Source organism: Kiritimatiella glycovorans (assembly GCF_001017655.1).
In the GTDB taxonomy this organism is placed as follows: Bacteria; Verrucomicrobiota; Kiritimatiellia; order Kiritimatiellales; family Kiritimatiellaceae; genus Kiritimatiella; species Kiritimatiella glycovorans.
The window spans coordinates 92,396-109,678 of record NZ_CP010904.1; the positions used below are offsets into that span (position 1 = coordinate 92,396).

Genomic DNA, 17,283 nt, shown 5'->3' on the forward strand with positions numbered 1-17,283 from the left:
TCACACCTCTTCCGCGCCGTCCAGCAGTTCGCGCACCTTTCGCAGCAGTGCGGCGGAGGAGCACGGCTTGGAGAGAAATGCGGCATGCGCGTCGTGCTTCCTTTTATCCGTAATCAGGTCGGCACTGTATCCGCTTACGAACAATATCGGCGTATCCGGCGCGGCGGCCCTCCGCAGCGCGTCCGCCACCTCCGCGCCGTCGTGCCTCGGCATCACCACGTCCAGTACCGCCGCCCGGATCTGCGATGCTTTCTCCGCAATGACCGCCAGGGCCTCTTCGCCGTCCCGCGCCGTGATCACCCGGTACCCCGCGGAAAGCAGAATGTTTCCGGCCCAGTCACGAACGCCCGCATCGTCCTCGGCCAGCAGCAGCGTTTCCGTCCCGCCGCGCGATGTCTCGATCTCCCTTCCCGAACCCCTTTCGGCTTCGCCGTCCACGACCGGGAAATAAATCCTGAACGTGGTGCCCAGGCCCGGCTCGCTGTAGACATGGATGGCCCCTTCGTGCTGGCTGACGATTCCGTAGACCGTGGAAAGGCCCAGCCCGGTTCCCTTGCCCACCTCCTTGGTGGTGAAAAACGGTTCGAACACGCGGTCCAGCGTCTCGCGATCCATCCCGCAGCCCGTGTCCGTCACGCTGATACGTACATAGCGCCCCGGCCGGACATCCGTATGGTCCCGGCAGTAATGCCCGTCGATCGTCATGTTTTCCGTTTCGATCATCAGCCGCCCGCCCGCGGGCATGGCGTCGCGGGCATTTACACACAGATTCATCAGGACCTGTTCGATCTGCGAGGGATCGACCCGTACCGTCGCATCCCTGCCGGCGCCTTTAAACCGGTACTCGATGTGCTCGCCCAGCGCCAGGTTCAGCATCCGGGAAAAGGAGCGGATCAGCTCGTCGGGGTTCACATTTTTCGGCTCCATGCGCTGGTGCCGCGTGAAGGCGAGAAGCTGACGCGTTAGCGCCGCGGCCCGCTCGCCGCCGTGCGAGCTCTCGTTCAACGCCTCGTGCAGTTCGGGGCGATCCGCCGCGTCCTGCGCGGCGAGCTGTGCGTAGCCCATCATCGACTGCAGGATATTGTTGAAGTCGTGGGCCACGCCTCCGCCAGCCGGCCGAACGCCTCCATCTTCTGGGCCTGCTGGAGCTGGTGCTGAACTTCCAGTTCCGCCGTGATATCGCGCGCCACCTTCACGTAATGCTTCACCTCGCCCCGCATGTTCCGCACCGGGGAAATCGTCGCGTCCTCCGTGAACTCCGTACCGTCCTCGCGCCGGTTGATCATTCGTCCCTTCCACGTGCCGCCCGAACGGATCGTGTTCCACAGGTCTCTGTAAAAGGCCTCATCCTGCCGCCCGCTCTTGAGGATAGCGGGCGTCCGGCCCAGCACCTCCTCGCGCCTGTATCCGGTCATCGACACGAACGCGGGGTTCACGTACTCGATGTTCCCCTCGGGATCCGTCATGAGCACGCCTTCGACAGACTGCTCGACCGCGGAGTAGAGGCGGGACTGCTCCTCTTCCGCCCGCCGGTGTTCGGTGATGTCCCGCGCGACGCCGCACAGGTACTGCGGACGCCCCTCCCGGTCACGGATCAGCTGGGTATGACAGTCTAGAATCACCTTGTGACCGTCTGCCCCGATATTTACCACCTCGCCGCGCCATTCGCCGTTTTCGCACGTGCTGCGAACGATTTCCCGCTGGCTTATATGGTCCTCGTCCTCGCCGTACTCCTCAACCGTTCCGCCGACGAGATCTTCGCGCGGCACGCCGAAGAGGCGGGACTGGGCTTCATTCACATACAGGATGCGGCCGTCGAGGTCGGTAAGGGTCACCAGATCGCCGATCTCGTCGAGAATGGTCGCCTGCCGCTCCAGCTGTTCGTCCGCTTCCATACGCTCCAGCGCGAAAGCGAAGTCATTGGCGACCTCCTCGAACAGCGCCTGTACCTCGCGGTCGCCGGCGTAATGCCCGCGGACGGAAGCTCCCATGTAGCCGTAGAGGCGGTCGCCGCGCTGCAGCCGCATGCAGATGCCGCTGCGGTCACGGTGATATTCGCGTACGGGACAACCGGAACATTCCCTGCTCGGGTCTTCCTTGACCACGGGGCCGTCCCGACGCGCGGCCTCCTCGACACACGGCGGGGTGCCCTGACGGATCTCCTCGCAGAAAGCGCGAAACGCCTCCGGATGGATTCCCGCCTGGGCCGCGGTGAGAAGCCCTCCCTCTTCATCCGTCAGCACGATCCACGCGCCCGCGTAACCCGACTCTCCCGTGAGAATATCGCACGACTGCTGGATCAGCGTGTCCCGGTCGAGTTTGTGCGTGATGATCTGGTTGATGTCGCGTATGCCCCGCAGCACGCCGTTGAGAAACTGTATGCGGGTGAGGTGATGCCTGCGCTCGCGAACGGCACGATCGGCATAGACGGAGAAGACGATCATCACCGCGATGAATAACCCCCGTACCCATAGCTCGTGCGGTTCGCGCGGAAACAGCCACAGCAAGACACCGCCCTCCCGAAAGAAATACGCGTCTACGGCCGTTTCCAGAAGCCAGTAAGCGATTATCAGCAGAGCAGCCGTGCGGAATATTTTCGTGTTGCGGCTCATGAATCCGCTCCCCCCGAAAGCGCCGCCCCCGCCGTACCCCTCCGCGGCTGGCTCCGATCGAAGTCTATTTTTTTGCACCCCCGCGACAAGCATCGATTGGGGGGCAGAATCAGAGTCAGAGTAAGAATCTGAATCAGAGTCAGAATCAGAGTCAGAGTAAGAGTAAGAGAAAGAGTGAGTGGGGCAGCAGAGACCTGAAACCTGAGTAGGACACAGGGATCATAGAATCGGGGGAGTGGGATCGCGCCTGCGACGCTCCGAGTACGCGTACGAATCATGCTTTTCCGACCTGTAGCCGAGCCCGATTACGATGGCGTCTTACTCAGGTTTCAGGTCTCAGCTTTCCCGCTCACCCTCCCCCTCTTTCCCTGTCACATCCTTTGTTGCCCGGCCGAGGCATAACGATATAATGGCCGAGGTGAGGGTAGAAATTGATTCTCACCGGGAGGTGGATTGATGAAGACGCTTGGCCGGATTCTGTTTCCCCTGTTTGCGGCGGTTTGTGTCTGCGGCGCGGCCCAGGACGAGGACGCCTGGCTCAAGCCGCTCGGCCAGCCGCCCAAGGCGGCGCCGCGGCGCATTTCCGGCGGCGAATCCCTGCCGCCGCTCCCGCTACCCGCCACCCCGCTCCGACGCACCGAACGGAAGCGGCAGCCCAGCCCGCCCACGCTCGTCACCAAGGTCATGTGGGGCGAGACCGCCTCGTTCCAGTTCGAGGACGGCAAGAGCATGGAGGTCGCCGACTGGAACCAGTGTCCCTCCGACGTGCAGTCGATCCTGCACAAGGCGCGCGGGCCGTTGCAGGTTCGCTACGGCTACGAGACAGCCCCGATCGCGGCGTTTCACGGCGACCCCGCCCGTACGCCCCTGCTGCTGTTCAGCGGTTCGCGTTCGATCCGGTTCGACGAGGATCAGCTCCGCAAGTTGCGCGCGTATGTCCTGCGCGGCGGCATGATCGTGGCCGATAACATCGCCGGTTCGCCCTTTTTCTATCAGTCGTTCCGCGAAGCGATGCTCAAGGCGTTTCCCGAACTCGCCGTCCGCGAGATTCCGGACGACCACCCGGTCTACCACATGCTCGCGGAAGTCCGGCACGTACATTACCCGCGCAACCGGGAGTCGAACGAACCCTACCTTGAGGGCATGTACGTTGGCTCGCGCATCGGCGTGCTGATCTCCCGATACGGACTCGGCTGCGGCTGGGACAATCACCACGTCCCGTTCATCGACGAGGCCGTGTTCTACGACGTGCCCTCTGCGAGTCAGATCGGGATCAACCTTATCGCCTACGCCGTCGGATACGCCGAAACCGCGCGCCGCGAGGCGGAGCCGGAGTGGTTCGGATCGCTCGACGAGCAGGACCCGACCGACCAGTTCGTCTTCGCCCAGCTCCGCCATGAGGGCGCCTGGAACGTCCATCCCGGCGGGGCGGCGGCCCTGCTGCGCCGGCTGGAACGGGATACCTCGATGCGCGTCAGCCTGAAACGGGTCGCCGTCGACCCCGGAAAAGACGATCTCTCCGGCTATACCTTCCTCTACCTGACCGGTCTGGACGATTTCCGGTGGAGCGATACGGAGGCGGCGCGCCTGCGCGGATTCCTGAATTCCTCCGGCACGCTGCTGATCAACAACGGGCTCGGACTCTCGACCTTCGACCGCGCCGTCCGCCGCGAGCTGCAGAAGGTCCTGCCGGGCGCGGAACTGGTCGAGATCCCCGCCGGTCATCCGGTCTACCACGCCGTCTTCCCGGTGCGCTCGGTGCGCTACACCCCGGCGGCGACTCCCGACCGCGAGGCGGCGCCGAAGCTTTACGGCGTCCGGCTGCACGGCGACCTGCGGGTCATCTACAGCCCCTACGATATCGAGGCGGGCTGGCAGGGCGGCGACCACCCTCTCGCGAAAGCACTCGAACCGCAGTCGGCCATGCAGCTCGGCGTCAATATTGCGATGTACGCCATGACGCACTAGAAAGGAACGGAACCCATGTCGGATAAAGCGATCGAACAACTGGCGGCAGCCCGCGAGAAAATCCTCGACAGCGTCGGTCGCGTCATCATCGGCCAGCGTGCCGTGCTGCATGAAATCCTCGTGGCCCTGTTTTCCCGCGGGCACTGCCTGATGATCGGCGTGCCGGGACTGGCGAAGACGCTCATGGTGCGCACGCTCTCCGACAGCCTGCGGCTCCAGGGACGCCGCATCCAGTTCACGCCGGATCTGATGCCCTCCGACATCACCGGCACGGATCTGCTGGAGGAGGACGCCTCCGGACGACGCGCCTTCCGGTTCGAGCGCGGCCCCATCTTCACCAATCTGCTGCTCGCCGACGAGATTAACCGCACGCCGCCCAAGACGCAGGCCGCGCTGCTCGAGGCGATGCAGGAGCGGCGCGTGACCGCCTCCGGCGAAACCTACTCGCTGCCCGAACCGTTCATGGTCATGGCCACGCAGAATCCGATCGAGCAGGAGGGGACCTACCCCCTGCCCGAGGCGCAGCTCGACCGGTTCATGTTCTGCATCCATGTCGACTACCCCGCGGAGGCGGAGGAACAGAAAATCCTGATGGACACCACCCGCGACGTCATGCAGGAAGCGCAGCCGGTCCTCGACGCCGGGGAAGTGATCGAGGTCCAGCGGCTCGTCCGCGAGGTCCCGGTGAGCGATCACGTGGCCCTCTACGCGGCGCGGCTCGCGCGGGCGACACGCCCGCAGGAAAAAGATGCCCCCGAATTTATCCGCCGCTGGGTCCGCTGGGGCTCCGGACCGCGGGCGGGACAGAACCTGCTGCTGGCGGCGAAAGTCAACGCCCTCTTCGAAAACCGCGGCAGCGTCTCCTGCGCCGACGTCCGCCGCTTCGCGCACCCCGTGCTCCGCCACCGTATGTTCTGCAATTTCTCCGCCGCCAGCGAGGGCGTGGAGGTGGACGACATCGTCGACAAGCTGATCGAAGCGGTCAAGGAACCGGAGTACGGGTGAGACCGGAGACCTGAGTTTGAAACCTGAAACCTGAAACCTGAAACCTGAGTTTGAAACCTGAACCCCTTCCCGTCACTGCCCCGATGCCTGAAGCGGCCTATACATACCTGCCCCCCAGCTATGCGGAACGGCTCAAGACGATGGGCCTGTCGGTCCGGAAGCCGGTCATGGGTACGCTGCAGGGGCTGCACCGGTCGCCGCACCTGGGGTCTTCCGTGGAATTTGCGGAGTACCGCGAGTACGTGCGCGGCGATCCGATCCGTCTGATCGACTGGGCGGTTTACGCCCGGTCCGACCGCTACGTCATCCGGAGGTTTATCGAAGAGACCAACCTGCGCGCCTGCTTCCTGCTCGACACCTCGGCCAGCATGGGATACCGCGCGCGGGGCGACTACACGAAGCTCGAATACGCCTCCTACCTCGCCGCCGGATTGATGTACGTCCTGATCAACCAGGGCGATTCCGCGGGTCTGATGACCTTCGACTCCGGCGTGAACCGCTACTTCGAACCGGTCGGCGCGTTCGAGCGCCTCCGCCCGATGCTGCTTCACCTCGAGGATCTCGACCCCGCCGGCGAAAGCGGCATCGAAGCGATCATGCACGAGGCGGCGGAGCGGCTGCCGCCCAAGGGCCTGGTGATCGTCCTGTCCGACCTGCTCGAGGACCCGGATTCGATTTTGCGCGGCCTTCGCCACCTCCAGCACTTCGGCCATGACATCACGGTATTCCACGTCCTCGACGGCGGCGAACTCCGGCTTCCCGTACACGGCAACGCCGAGTTCCGGGAGATGGAGAGCGGCGAACGGCTGACGGTGGACACCGAGGAGATCCGCGAAGCCTACACCCGGGAGGTCGAACGCTATCTCGACCGCCTCCAGCGCGGCTGCACGGAAGGGGTGGCCGACTACGTCTTCGCGGATACCTCGCGCTCGGTGTTCGACGTGCTGCGGAGGAGGGCCACCCAGCCATGAGCGGCATCTTTTTCGCCAACCCGCTCTTCCTTCAGCTCCTGCCGCTGGCCGCGCTGCCGGTCATCTTCCACTTCCTGCTCCGCCTGCGCAAAAAGCCCCATCCGTTTCCCACGCTGATGTTTTTCCGGCGGATCGACCCCCGCCTGAGTTCGCGCAAAAAGATCCGCGAATGGCTGATTCTGCTTCTGCGCACGCTCCTGATCCTGCTCCTCCTGCTCGCCCTCGCCCGCCCGCGTTGGCAGCGCGCCGGGGGCGGAGGGCGGCTCGCCACCGTGCTCGTACTCGACAATTCGGCGTCGATGACCCGCGAAGACGCGGAAGGCATGCCCCTCATCGAACGCGCCGCAGAGGCGGCCCGCGCGTTGCTGCGGGAGCAGCGTCCCGGCGATACGGCCGCCCTCGTGCTGCTGGTGGCGGATCCCGCCGCGAAACGGCCGGACGGACTCACGGCCGATACCGGCAGCCTGCTGGATGCGCTCGACGATCTCGAGGCGGTGGAGTGCGCCGGGCGTCCGGCGCAGGCGCTGACCACTGCGCGCCGGATCCTGGACGAGTCGGAGGCGCCCGCGGCGGCCGTGCACGTATTCACCGATCTCCAGCGCAACGAATGGGGGCGCCCTGCGAGCCCGCCGGGCCTCCGCGAAGGCACCACCGTCCGGGTCCATCAGCTCAGACCCGTCCGCGACCGGGACGCCAATGTCCACTTCCGCGAACTGCGGCTGCCGCCGATGCGGATTCCCGCGGGACGCACATTCTACGCCGAGGCCGTCCTCGCCAACAACGGCGGAGCGGCGGCGGACATCCTGCTCAATACGGCCGGCGGCGGAACGGAGGCCGCGAGCCGTGAACTCACCCTGATGCCGGGGGCGGAGGCCCGCACCCCCATCGCGCTGAGGGCCGAGGCCCCGGGGCTGCACGCGCGCCGGATGTGGATCGAGGGCGACGCCTTCAGCGCGGATAACCACGCGGGCCTCGCCTTTCGCACCCTCCCGCGCCAGCAGGTCCGTTTCGCCGGAACACGGACGGCCTACGGCGCCCTTCCGCATGCCCTCTCCCCGGCCGGCGGCGAGCTGACCGGAATCGAAACGCACTTCGAGTCCGGCGGGGATGAGGGAGCGGACGGCGCGGAGCGCACCGCGCTTCACGTCGCCACGTACGCGGAGTTCATCCGCCGTTCCGCGTCGCTGAGCGAAACCGTGGAACGGGGCGGGCGGCTCCTGCTGCTGCCGGCCGTTACCGGGCCCGGCGTCGCGGAACGGCCCGGCCGGCTCGATCTCGCCCTCGACGCTCCCGTGAGCTGGGAGGAGGGGATGCGCCTGCATGCGGCCGAACCGGCCGCGGCGATTTTCGACGGCCTGCGGGGCGCGGACGGCGAGGTCTCGCTCGGGGAGGCGAGGGTCATGCGGGTGATGCCGGTCCGCGGCGGCGAGGGCTGGACGACGCTGCTGCGGATCGAGACCGGTTCGCCCGTGCTCGCGTACCGGCGGTTCGGGCGCGGCATGATCTATGCCTCGGGTGCGGCCTTCGATCCCGGGTGGACTACGCTGCCGCTTAAAGGCCCGTTCGTCGTCCTCGCCCAGCACCTCGCGCTCGAAAGCGGCGACGGCGAAGAGCCCGCCTTCCAGTGGGTGGCCGGCGAGCCGCCGCCCGCCCCGGCGGCGGCGGAGGACGAAGCGCTCAGCGTGACCGCCGTCGAAGGCCCGCCCCTGCAGTGGCGCGGACCGCCCGCGGAGCGTCCGGTCCTCTGCCGCGCCGGGGTGTATAAACTGGCCGCGGGATCCGAAACCTGGTATGCGGGCGTGCAGGGCGACGGCGCGGAAGGGGCGCAGGACTATATGGACGATTCGGTCGTGCCGGCGATGGAAGGCTGGCGCTACCGGGTCGCGCCGCTGGCCGCCCCCCGTGAGCTGGTCGACGCCGTCGGCCGGTTCCGCGAGGCGTTCGACCCGTTCCCGTGGATCATCCTTGCCGCGCTCGCCGTCCTGTTCGCGGAAGGCGCGCTCGCGAACCGCCCGCCGTTGCGGGCCGCGGGGAGGGCGGAACCATGATCGACTGGCGCCCCCATCTCGACCCCCTGCTGTGCGGCGTGGTGCTGCTCGCCGTGGCGCTGGCGGCGTGGATGCTCTACCTCCGCATCAAGGCCGGACCGCGCGGGAGCGCCCCCTTCGCGCTGTTCCTGCCCAAGGTGCTCGCCGCCGCTTTTCTCGTGCTCGCGCTGCTGGAACCGGTGATCCAGCGCGAGCGCCGCGAGGAGGGAAGCGACCGCGTGCTCGTGCTGGTCGACCGGTCCGGTTCGATGCGGGTGGCCGACGGCGAGATGTCGCGCTACGGGCGCGCGCGCTCCACCGCGGAACGCCTCCGCGCCATGCTGCCCGCAGACATCGGACTGGAACTGCAGAGCTTCGATACGGGTATCCATGAAGACCTGCCCGATCCCGCCGGCCCGGACGAAGACGCCGGAACCGACCTCGGCGCATGCCTGCTCGAACTCGGCAAACGCGATCTCTCCGACTGCGCGGCCCTGCTGCTGATCACCGACGGCGGCGATACCGTGATCGAGGATCCCGCGCTGCCGCCGGTTCCGCTCTCCGTGCTCGGGGTCGGTTCGGTGACCGGCCGCTGGAACGACGTGCGCATCGAAGCCTTCCGCCTGCCCGGCACCGTCGAAGAGGGCACCGGGTTCGAAGCGACCGTCGATGTGACCGCCTCCAGCGGCTCGCTGTCCTTCGCCCGCCGCCTCGGCCGCGTCACCCTGCGTCTCGAGCGCCGGACGCCCGACGGGTCGTGGGAAGCCGTGAAGAGACGCAGCATCGACCTCGGCGAACGAAGCGTTCGCGAGCGATTCCGTCTCGAGGCCGGAGACGGCGGCGTCCACCGCTACCGGGCCGTGCTGCCGGAGGTCGAGGGCGAGATCTCCGCGCTGAACAACGCCCGCGAAGGCGCACTCGAAGTGCGCACGCGGTCTTCGCAGGTGCTGTACTTCACGCGCCGGCTCGGAACGGCCTACAAGATGGTCCGCGGGGAACTCGGCCGCGATCCCGGGATCGCGTTCACCGGGATGTTCCGCACCATCGGCGAGCGCTTCACGGTCGTCGGCGAGGACGTCGACGAGACCGGCGCGCTGGAGAAAGGCTTCCCGGAATCCGTCGAGGCCCTGCGCCGTTACGACACCGTGATCCTCGGCGCCTTCCCGGCGGACGAGTGGAGTCCGGCTCAGATCGAGGCCTTGCGCGCCTATGTCGAACAGGGCGGCACGGCCGTGTTTCTGGCCGGAACGGAATCGTACGGCGCGCGCGGCTACCCCGGCACCCCGCTCGAGGACCTGCTGCCCTGGCGGATCGCCGCGGGCGATGCGGAAATGCTCACCGGCGCGTTTCCGGTCACCGTTCCGCCGCAGACCCGCTCGCATCCGGCCGTGCGGGGGCTCGCCGACGCGCTTGCGGAAACTTCGGCGACGGTCGAAAGCCTCAGTCCGGCCGGCACGCTCAAACCCGGCGCCGAGGCACTCCTGTACGCGTCGACCGGCGAAGGCCGGATCCCGCTGGTCGCGTGGCAGGCCTTCGGGCGGGGCAAGGTGCTCGCCTTTCAGTCCAACACCTTCTGGAAGTGGTCGCGGAGGAACGAGGCACTCCGCGAGGCCTACGGGACCTTCTGGCGACAGACGGCACGCTGGCTCGCGGGCGCGGAGGAGAGCGGCACGCGTTTTTCGTATCGGTGGGACCGTGAGCACTACGCACCCGGTGACCGCGCGCAGCTCGAAATCCGCTCGCTCGGCGCATCGTCGTCCGGCCGCGTCGAGTTCAGCGCCGTACTTGAGCGCGACGGTGAACTCGAACAGGTCTCCGTCCGGGAGGTCGAAGGGGTGGAGGATACGTGGCGGGCCGGCCTGCGTTTCCGCCGGCGCGGCCATTATCTCTTCACCTTGACCGCGAATGAAAACGGGCGCACCGTGGAGACGTACGAAAAGCGGCTGCCCGTGTTCCCGAAGGTCGGCGAGGGTGCGCGGCTGGAACTCGACGAGGCCTTTCTCCGGCGGCTCGCGCAGCAGGGCGGCGGGGCGTACGGACACGAGTCGCGGCAGGATGAATTCCTGCAGAAATTCGCCCGCGGGATGTGGCGCAGGACCGTGACGATCGAGGAACCGCTCATGGAGAGCCGCTATGCGGTCGGCGCCTTTCTACTGGTGCTGGTGATCGAATGGATCATCCGGCGCAGAAGAAACCTGTTCTGATCCGGAGACGAGTGCAATGAACCACAGAGCCAGTCCTTGCCTTCCGCCGCTGCGGACCACCGCGGCCGTTCTCCTGGCGGGGCTGTTCTCCGCGGCCGCGCTTGAGGCGGGCGTGGTGGAGTTCTCCGACGGGTCGGCGATCACGGGCGAAGTGCGGTTCGCGTCGGCGGACGTCAAACTTCACTACCGCGGCAAAAAGCTCATCCGCATCCCTGCGGACGAAATCGCCGGGATTCGACTGAGACCCGAACGGGAGAGCCTGGAGCGCAAATGGATGATGCCCACCGCGGGGCAGACCCGGAAGGAGCGCTGGGGCGAGCCGTTTCCGGTCCGTCACCTCAAGGCCGACCTGCTGCTCGCCGGAGGCCAGCGCCGCGAGGGTCATCTGTACACGACCCCGCTTTACGTGCTCGGACCCGAAGGCGCGGAAAAGGTGGTGCTGCCGGCCAAACAGCGCGGCGAGGAGGGTCAGACGCTGGCCGAACTGGTCTACCCCGTCGCGGTGCGCACGGATCGGGAGGTTGCTGCCGAAGCGGCGGAACGCACGTTCCGGCTGCCGGAGCCGCTCCGGGGCGCGGAACCGGTGGTGCTGCAGCGCGACACGCTGACCCGCCTGCCGGTCAGGCGCGAGGGCGATGCCTGGCGCGTTACCGCCCTGCCGGGAGAAAAGCTGTTCGCCGCGGTGCGCCGGGACGGGACGGTGACCGTCGGCTGGCCGGAGCGCCGCGATCCGGCCCTCTTTGAGCGCATGAACGCGGCGCTGGCGGAAGCGAAGGATTTCTTCGACCGGCGCGAACTGCTCGGAGTGGTCCGCGGCGGCGAAGATTCGCTCTACGCGCTCTGCCTGCTCTCGCGCGAAGGCGCCACCACCCTCAAACGCGAAAAGAACCGCCCCTGGCGCGTCGGAATCTGGCGCTGGAAGGAGGACGGCGAAGACGGCCGGATCATGCTCGCCGGCCGGGGGTTCTTCTTCCGCGGAATCGAAACGCGCGGCGTACGCCCCGAGGTCCGCCTCTCGCCGGAGCTTCATGCGGTGATGGCCGGCGGCGGAGGAGGGGACGGCACGAATGAGTGATCCCGGCACGCATCCCGATCGTCTGGTGCGCCGCGCCGCCCGGCGCATCTTCTGGGCCGCGGTGCTCGTCCGCTCCGCGGGCTGGGCGGCGCTCGTGCTGGGCGTCTGGTTGGCGCTTCTCTGGGCGGACCACCTGCTCGGGCTTCCGGCCGGGCTGCGGCTTCCGCTCGCCCTGGCCGGATTCATCGTACCGCTGGTCCTGCTGGCGCGCCTGTTCCGCGGCCTGCGCCCCCACGGGCGCGAACACACCGCCGTCGCCCTCGAGCGGGTCTTCGGCATCCCGGACAATGTGCTGATCAATACGCTTCAGTTCGAAAACCGCGCGATGGACGAACAGGAGCGCGCCTTCGCAAAGCGCACGATCCGGGACTGCAGGCGGCGGATGCCGTCGTTGCGCCTGGCGCAGCTCTGGGACGGCGCCCGCCTCCGGCGCCGCGGCGGGCTGGGGGCGCTGCTGCTCGCCTGCTGGGCGGCCTACCTGGCCCTCTATCCGCGGCAGGCGCTCAACGCCGCCACGCGCTATGTGCGGCCCATGGCCGACCGTCCCCCGGCGGGGGCCGCGATGATCGACGTGCGCCCTTCCGGAACGGTGACCGTGCCCGAGGGCGAACCGCTGGAGATCACCGCCCGGCTGACCGGCGGTCGCCTGCGCTCCGCGCCCGTCGCGGTCTGGAGCGAGGGCACGGAACGCGTGCCCCCGGAACGGGACGCCGGCGAACAGGTCATGCTGACCGCGTCTGCCGACGCAACCCACACCTTCACCCATACCTTCTCCTCCGTGACGCGGCCGTTTTCATTCCGCGTCTTCGCCGGACGCACCTGGTCGCCCGCCGTACTCGTCCGCGTCCGCCGCCGCTCGCGGATCACGGAGTCGTGGACCGGTATCTCGCCGCCCGGATACACCGGCCGCGACCCGTACCGCATCCCCGGGCCGCCTGCGCCGATCACCGCCCTGCCCGGCTCCGGAATCCGCGTCGGCCTGCGCTGCGATCCCCCCGCGCGGGAGGTATCCTGGATGGCCGGCGGCGAAACCAACGCCATGCAGCGGGACGAAGGCGAATGGACGATCGAAACCGGCATGCGCGGCGGGGGGCTCTACCGCATCGAGGCCCGGCAGGAAGGGACGGAGCGCGCGATCGTGCTCGCCGAAGGCGAATTCGTACCGGAGAGCGACCGCCGGCCGCGGGCCGCGTTCGATACCTCCGACCGCAACCGGCTGCTCGCTCCCGGGGCGGAGCTGGAACTGCCCGTGCGGGCGGAGGATGACTACGGGCTGCGCTCGGTCTCGGTCACGGTACGCGACGCTGAAAACGGGGATGCGACGGCGACGGTGAAGGACTGGACCTATATCGGGCCGCCGGGGCGCGAGGGCGAGGTGCGCGAGGTGATGGCGGTTACCCTCGATCCCGGCCGGTTTGAATTCGGCCGCGCCTATATCTTCGAGGCCCGTGCGCGGGACTGGAATCCCGCGGGAGAGGAGACCGTATCCAAACCCGTGGTCGTACGGGTCCAATCGCCGGACGACTACCGGATCGACCCGGACGATCCGCTGGCGCCGGCATTCGAAAAGCTGCGCGACACGCTGGCCGCGCAGAAGAAATCACTGGCGCTGACCCGCAACCTGCGGCTGCATCTGGACGAAGCGGTCGAAAAGGACAACCTCGACGAGCATCGCGCGGCCGTGCGCGGACCGCAGCAGGCGGCGCGGAGTTCGGGGGCGGAAGCGCTGGAACTCTTCGTCGAACAGGAAAAAGAGGGCGAAGCCTATGCGCTCAGGCTCGGTCCGCTCGTCAACGGCGAGATGGCCTGGGTGCTGGAGGCGCTGGACGAACCGCCCGGATCGGGGATAGCGGCCGCCGGAACCTGGTCGGCGCGGATCGAAGACCGCCAGCAGTATATCCTCGCCGAACTGATCGCCCTGCTCGGTAAACTCGCCGACCGCGACCTCGTCCGGTCGGAAGAAGGTCCCGAAGACGGGGTTCTCGCGCCGATGGCGCTCGATGACGCCGCGCGCGACCTGAAGAACGACCTGGACGATTTTCTCGACGCCCAGGAACGGATCATCGATCAGACCCGCACTCTAGCCGACCGCGGCCCGGAAGACCTGACGGATGAAGAGGAGGAGATCCTCGGCGCGCTCGCGCGCGAGGAGGCCGAATGGGCGGAATTCTTCCATGAGAAGCTCACCGATTTCAGCAAGCTTCCCGAGCAGGACTTCGCCGACAGCTCACTCTCGCAGGAACTGGTCGAGATCTATCACGAGGTCAAACTCGCCGCGGCCGAGCTGTACGAGAAGAAGATCGAGCTGGCCGTGCCGACCGAGCAGGCCGGCGCGGAGCAGGCCGAGGAACTGGTCCACAACCTGGAGAAGTGGCTCCAGGATACCCCCGATTACATGAAATGGGTCATGGAGGACGTGCCGGAGATGCCGGACATCCCGCTCGCCGAACTGCCCGCCGAACTCGAGGATATCGTCGGCGAGCTGTTCGATACCCAGGAATCGATGACCGAAGACATCGAGGACATCTCCAGCGCGTGGGCGGGGTCGATCGACAAGGGCGCGGGCTGGACGGCCATGGACGGCCCGATCTCCAGCATGGGCGCGAAGGGGATTACCGGCAGCCTCCTCCCGAACTCCAGCGAGATCGGCGGGCGCTCGGGGGAAGGACGCACCGGGCGCAGTCACGGCCAGATGGTCGAGGAGACCGCCGTCGGCAAGGGCGGACGCAAAACGCCCACGCGCCTGACGCCGAGTCCGTTCGAGCAGGGGAGCGTGGACGACCAGTCGACCGAGGACCCCGGCGGCGCGACGGGCGGCGGGAAAGTCGCCGGCTACGGCTCCGAAGGTCTGCGGGGGCCGGCGCCGGACACCATGCCCGACAAGCTTCCGCGCCTGATTTCCAAACAGACGCGGATCCGGCAGGAGGCGGAGGCGCTCGCGCTCAAGCTGCGGCGGTATAACCTGCCCTCCGGCGACCTGGAATCGTCGATCCGCGCCATGCGCGCGGTGGAAGACGCCGCGCAGCGCGGCCGGGGGCTGGCGCTGAGGCAGGCGCACACGCGCGCGCTGGACTCCCTGCGCGGCGCAGAACGATCGCTGAACACCGAGACCGGGCTTCAGCGCGAACAGACACATCTTCCCGAATGGATGCGCGAGGAGATCCTCTCCGGTTATCGGGAGACGCTTCCGCGCGGTTACGAGACGCTGATCGCGGAGTATTTCCGCGTACTTGCCGGGGGAACGCGGGCGGACGAACCCGGCGCGGAATGAGACTGCCCCCGCTCCCGGCAGCGGGGGGATGCGAAGGAGGGCCCATGAAAATACGGGTGTGCATGCTTACGGCGGCCGTCGCGGCCGCGGCGGTCGGGGAGGCTTTGCTCCCGAACGGCGATTTCGAGCACGGGCGGGGGGGAAGGCCGGAGTACTGGCAGAAACCCGACGGACTCGGCGCACGCTGGGCCGAAGCGCCGGAGGGCGGTGACGGGAAGGCGATCTGCCTCGATACGCGGGTGACGGAAAAGGAGATGTGCGCACAGTGGGAGCGGACCGGGCTCGACGAATGGATCTTCCCGAAGCCGGTCGACGACCCCATCGCGCGCACGTACGGGCTCTCCTTCTACTCCGACCCCGTTCCCGTCGATACGGGCAGGACCTACAGGATTTCGTTCGACTACCGCACCACGCGTCCGGGCGAGGGGGGCAAGGTCTGGGTTCGGGCCTACGGTGAATTCCGCGGTCGCAAGCGGCGGCTCTACGAGACCGTGGTCTGGTGTCGCGTGAAAGACACGTCATGGCACCACTTCGAAGAGACCTTTCATCCCGCCAAGTGCCGCAAAGATCTGATCGATATGAAGGTCATGCTCTTCGCCACCTTTCCGCCCGCCGAGTACTGGTTCGACAATGTCGAGATCGAAGAAGTTGAATAGCGCTACGGGATGTTTCTCATTAATCACGATCCCGGGCGCGTTTGTTGCACCGTTGCCAGGAAAAACATTTTATCGGACCGGGTCGCCACCTTCCCCGCTTGTCCCGGCGGCGATGATCCGTTAATTTCCCGCACCTCATGCTCGAATCGCTGTCATCTTCCCTGCAGAACGTCTTCCGCAGCCTGCGCGGTTACGGGAAACTGAACGAGAAGAACGTGAAGGACGCCCTTCGCGAGGTGCGCATGGCGCTGCTCGAGGCGGACGTCCATTTCAGGGTGGCCAAGGACTTTACGAAGCAGGTCCGCGACCGCTGTCTCGGGCAGGATGTGCTCGAGAGCGTGACGCCCGGCCAGCAGATCGTGAAGCGCGTGCACGAGGAGATGACCGAACTCTTCGGCGGGGCGCATACCGACTTCAATCTTGAAGACCGCCCGGCGGGCGTAATGCTGCTGGGCCTCCACGGCTCGGGAAAGACCACCACGGCCGGCAAACTCGCGCACTACTGGATGAGCAGCGGAAAATCGGTGGTGCTCGCCGCCTGCGATATCCGCAGACCCGCCGCCGTGGAACAGCTCTCCACACTGGCGAAGCAGGAGGGCGCGGCCTGCGTCGCGCCGCGCGAGGGAGATACCGTGCCGGACGTCGCGGCGCGCGCCCGCAGGGAGGCCTCGGAACAGCAGGCCGATATCGTGATCTACGACACCGGCGGGCGGTTTCAGATCGATGAAGACCTCGTACACGAACTCGAGGAGATCCGGGAGGCGGTGCAGCCCGCCGACACGGTTCTCGTGCTCGACGCCGCGATCGGACAGGAATCGGTCGAAGTGGCCCGCAGATTCCACGAGGCCGTGGGGCTGACGGGGCTCATTCTTACCAAGCTGGACGGCGACGCGCGCGGCGGCGCGGCGCTTTCGGTCCATTCGATGACCGGGTGTCCGATCCTGATGACCGGTACGGGCGAGCGCCCGGAAGACCTCGAACCGTTCTACCCGGAACGCATGGCCTCGCGCATCCTCGGCATGGGCGACGTGGTTTCGCTGGTGGAGAAGGCCCAGCAGAACATCGACGAGGACGACGCGCGGCGCATGCAGGAGAAGCTGGCGAAAAACACCTTCGACCTGCAGGACTTCCACGACCAGATGCAGCAGATGAAGAAGATGGGGCCGATGGAGAACATCCTCAAGATGCTTCCGGGGGCGGGCGAACTGCCGGAACAGGTCAAGAGTCAGCTCGGCGGCGCGGGCGACAACATGAAACGCCAGGAAGCGATCATTCGCTCCATGACCCCGAAAGAGCGGCACAAGCCCTCGATCATCAACGCCTCCCGCCGTCGCCGGATCGCGCGCGGCAGCGGCGTTCGGATGAGCGAGGTCAACGAGCTGTTGAAGAACTTCGACCGCACCCGTAAAATGACCAGACAGATGAAAAAGATGCGAAAAAGATTGCCCGGAATCCCGAACTTCCCTACATAAGAACCTTTTGCGGCTGCGCCAG

11 protein-coding genes are annotated in these 17,283 nt (G+C 67.1%); 9 read left to right on the forward strand and 2 right to left on the reverse strand.

Annotated features, from left to right (window positions below; all coding sequences use genetic code 11):
- Entirely contained in the window at positions 1 to 1,101 is a 1,101-nt protein-coding gene (locus L21SP4_RS00455; RefSeq protein ID WP_052880817.1) for an ATP-binding protein, read from the reverse strand.
- A complete protein-coding gene (locus L21SP4_RS00460; protein ID WP_052880818.1) occupies positions 1,065 to 2,612 on the reverse strand; it encodes a PAS domain S-box protein in 1,548 nt (515 codons plus the stop codon). The genes L21SP4_RS00455 and L21SP4_RS00460 overlap by 37 nt, the downstream gene beginning before the upstream one ends.
- Positions 2,613 to 3,068: 456 nt before the next feature.
- Here L21SP4_RS00460 and L21SP4_RS00465 point away from each other — a divergent pair, with 456 nt between their 5' ends.
- The 9 genes from L21SP4_RS00465 (at position 3,069) to ffh (ending at position 17,261) form a co-directional block, all read left to right on the forward strand.
- The gene (locus tag L21SP4_RS00465) at positions 3,069 to 4,580 is read left to right on the forward strand and encodes a DUF4159 domain-containing protein (RefSeq protein ID WP_052880819.1); all 1,512 of its coding nucleotides are present in this window, start codon (positions 3,069 to 3,071) and stop codon (positions 4,578 to 4,580) included.
- 15 nt (positions 4,581 to 4,595) lie between these two features.
- Positions 4,596 to 5,585 (forward strand): AAA family ATPase, encoded by a 990-nt coding sequence (locus L21SP4_RS00470; protein ID WP_052880820.1) that lies wholly within the window; start codon positions 4,596 to 4,598, stop codon positions 5,583 to 5,585.
- Positions 5,586 to 5,635: 50 nt separating this feature from the next.
- Positions 5,636 to 6,556 carry a DUF58 domain-containing protein gene (locus L21SP4_RS00475; protein ID WP_160300596.1) on the forward strand — a complete coding sequence of 307 codons (921 nt, stop codon included), beginning with the start codon at positions 5,636 to 5,638 and terminating at the stop codon, positions 6,554 to 6,556.
- Positions 6,553 to 8,604: a BatA domain-containing protein gene (locus L21SP4_RS00480; RefSeq protein ID WP_052880822.1), complete on the forward strand. Its 2,052-nt coding sequence runs from the start codon at positions 6,553 to 6,555 to the stop codon at positions 8,602 to 8,604. The genes L21SP4_RS00475 and L21SP4_RS00480 overlap by 4 nt, the downstream gene beginning before the upstream one ends.
- A complete protein-coding gene (locus tag L21SP4_RS00485; protein ID WP_052880823.1) occupies positions 8,601 to 10,787 on the forward strand; it encodes a glutamine amidotransferase in 2,187 nt (728 codons plus the stop codon). Before L21SP4_RS00480 ends, L21SP4_RS00485 begins: the two co-directional genes overlap by 4 nt.
- A 16-nt stretch (positions 10,788 to 10,803) precedes the next feature.
- Complete coding sequence (locus L21SP4_RS00490) at positions 10,804 to 11,862, forward strand: hypothetical protein (RefSeq protein WP_052880824.1); 1,059 nt, start codon at positions 10,804 to 10,806, stop codon at positions 11,860 to 11,862.
- Positions 11,855 to 15,133 (forward strand): DUF4175 family protein, encoded by a 3,279-nt coding sequence (locus L21SP4_RS00495; protein WP_052880825.1) that lies wholly within the window; start codon positions 11,855 to 11,857, stop codon positions 15,131 to 15,133. The genes L21SP4_RS00490 and L21SP4_RS00495 overlap by 8 nt, the downstream gene beginning before the upstream one ends.
- 44 nt (positions 15,134 to 15,177) lie before the next feature.
- On the forward strand, positions 15,178 to 15,789 hold the full coding sequence (locus tag L21SP4_RS00500; protein WP_052880826.1) for a hypothetical protein: 612 nt from the start codon (positions 15,178 to 15,180) through the stop codon (positions 15,787 to 15,789).
- A 137-nt stretch (positions 15,790 to 15,926) separates the two neighbouring features.
- Positions 15,927 to 17,261 carry a signal recognition particle protein gene (gene ffh, locus L21SP4_RS00505; RefSeq protein ID WP_052880827.1) on the forward strand — a complete coding sequence of 445 codons (1,335 nt, stop codon included), beginning with the start codon at positions 15,927 to 15,929 and terminating at the stop codon, positions 17,259 to 17,261.
- The last annotated feature ends 22 nt before the right edge of the window (positions 17,262 to 17,283 follow it).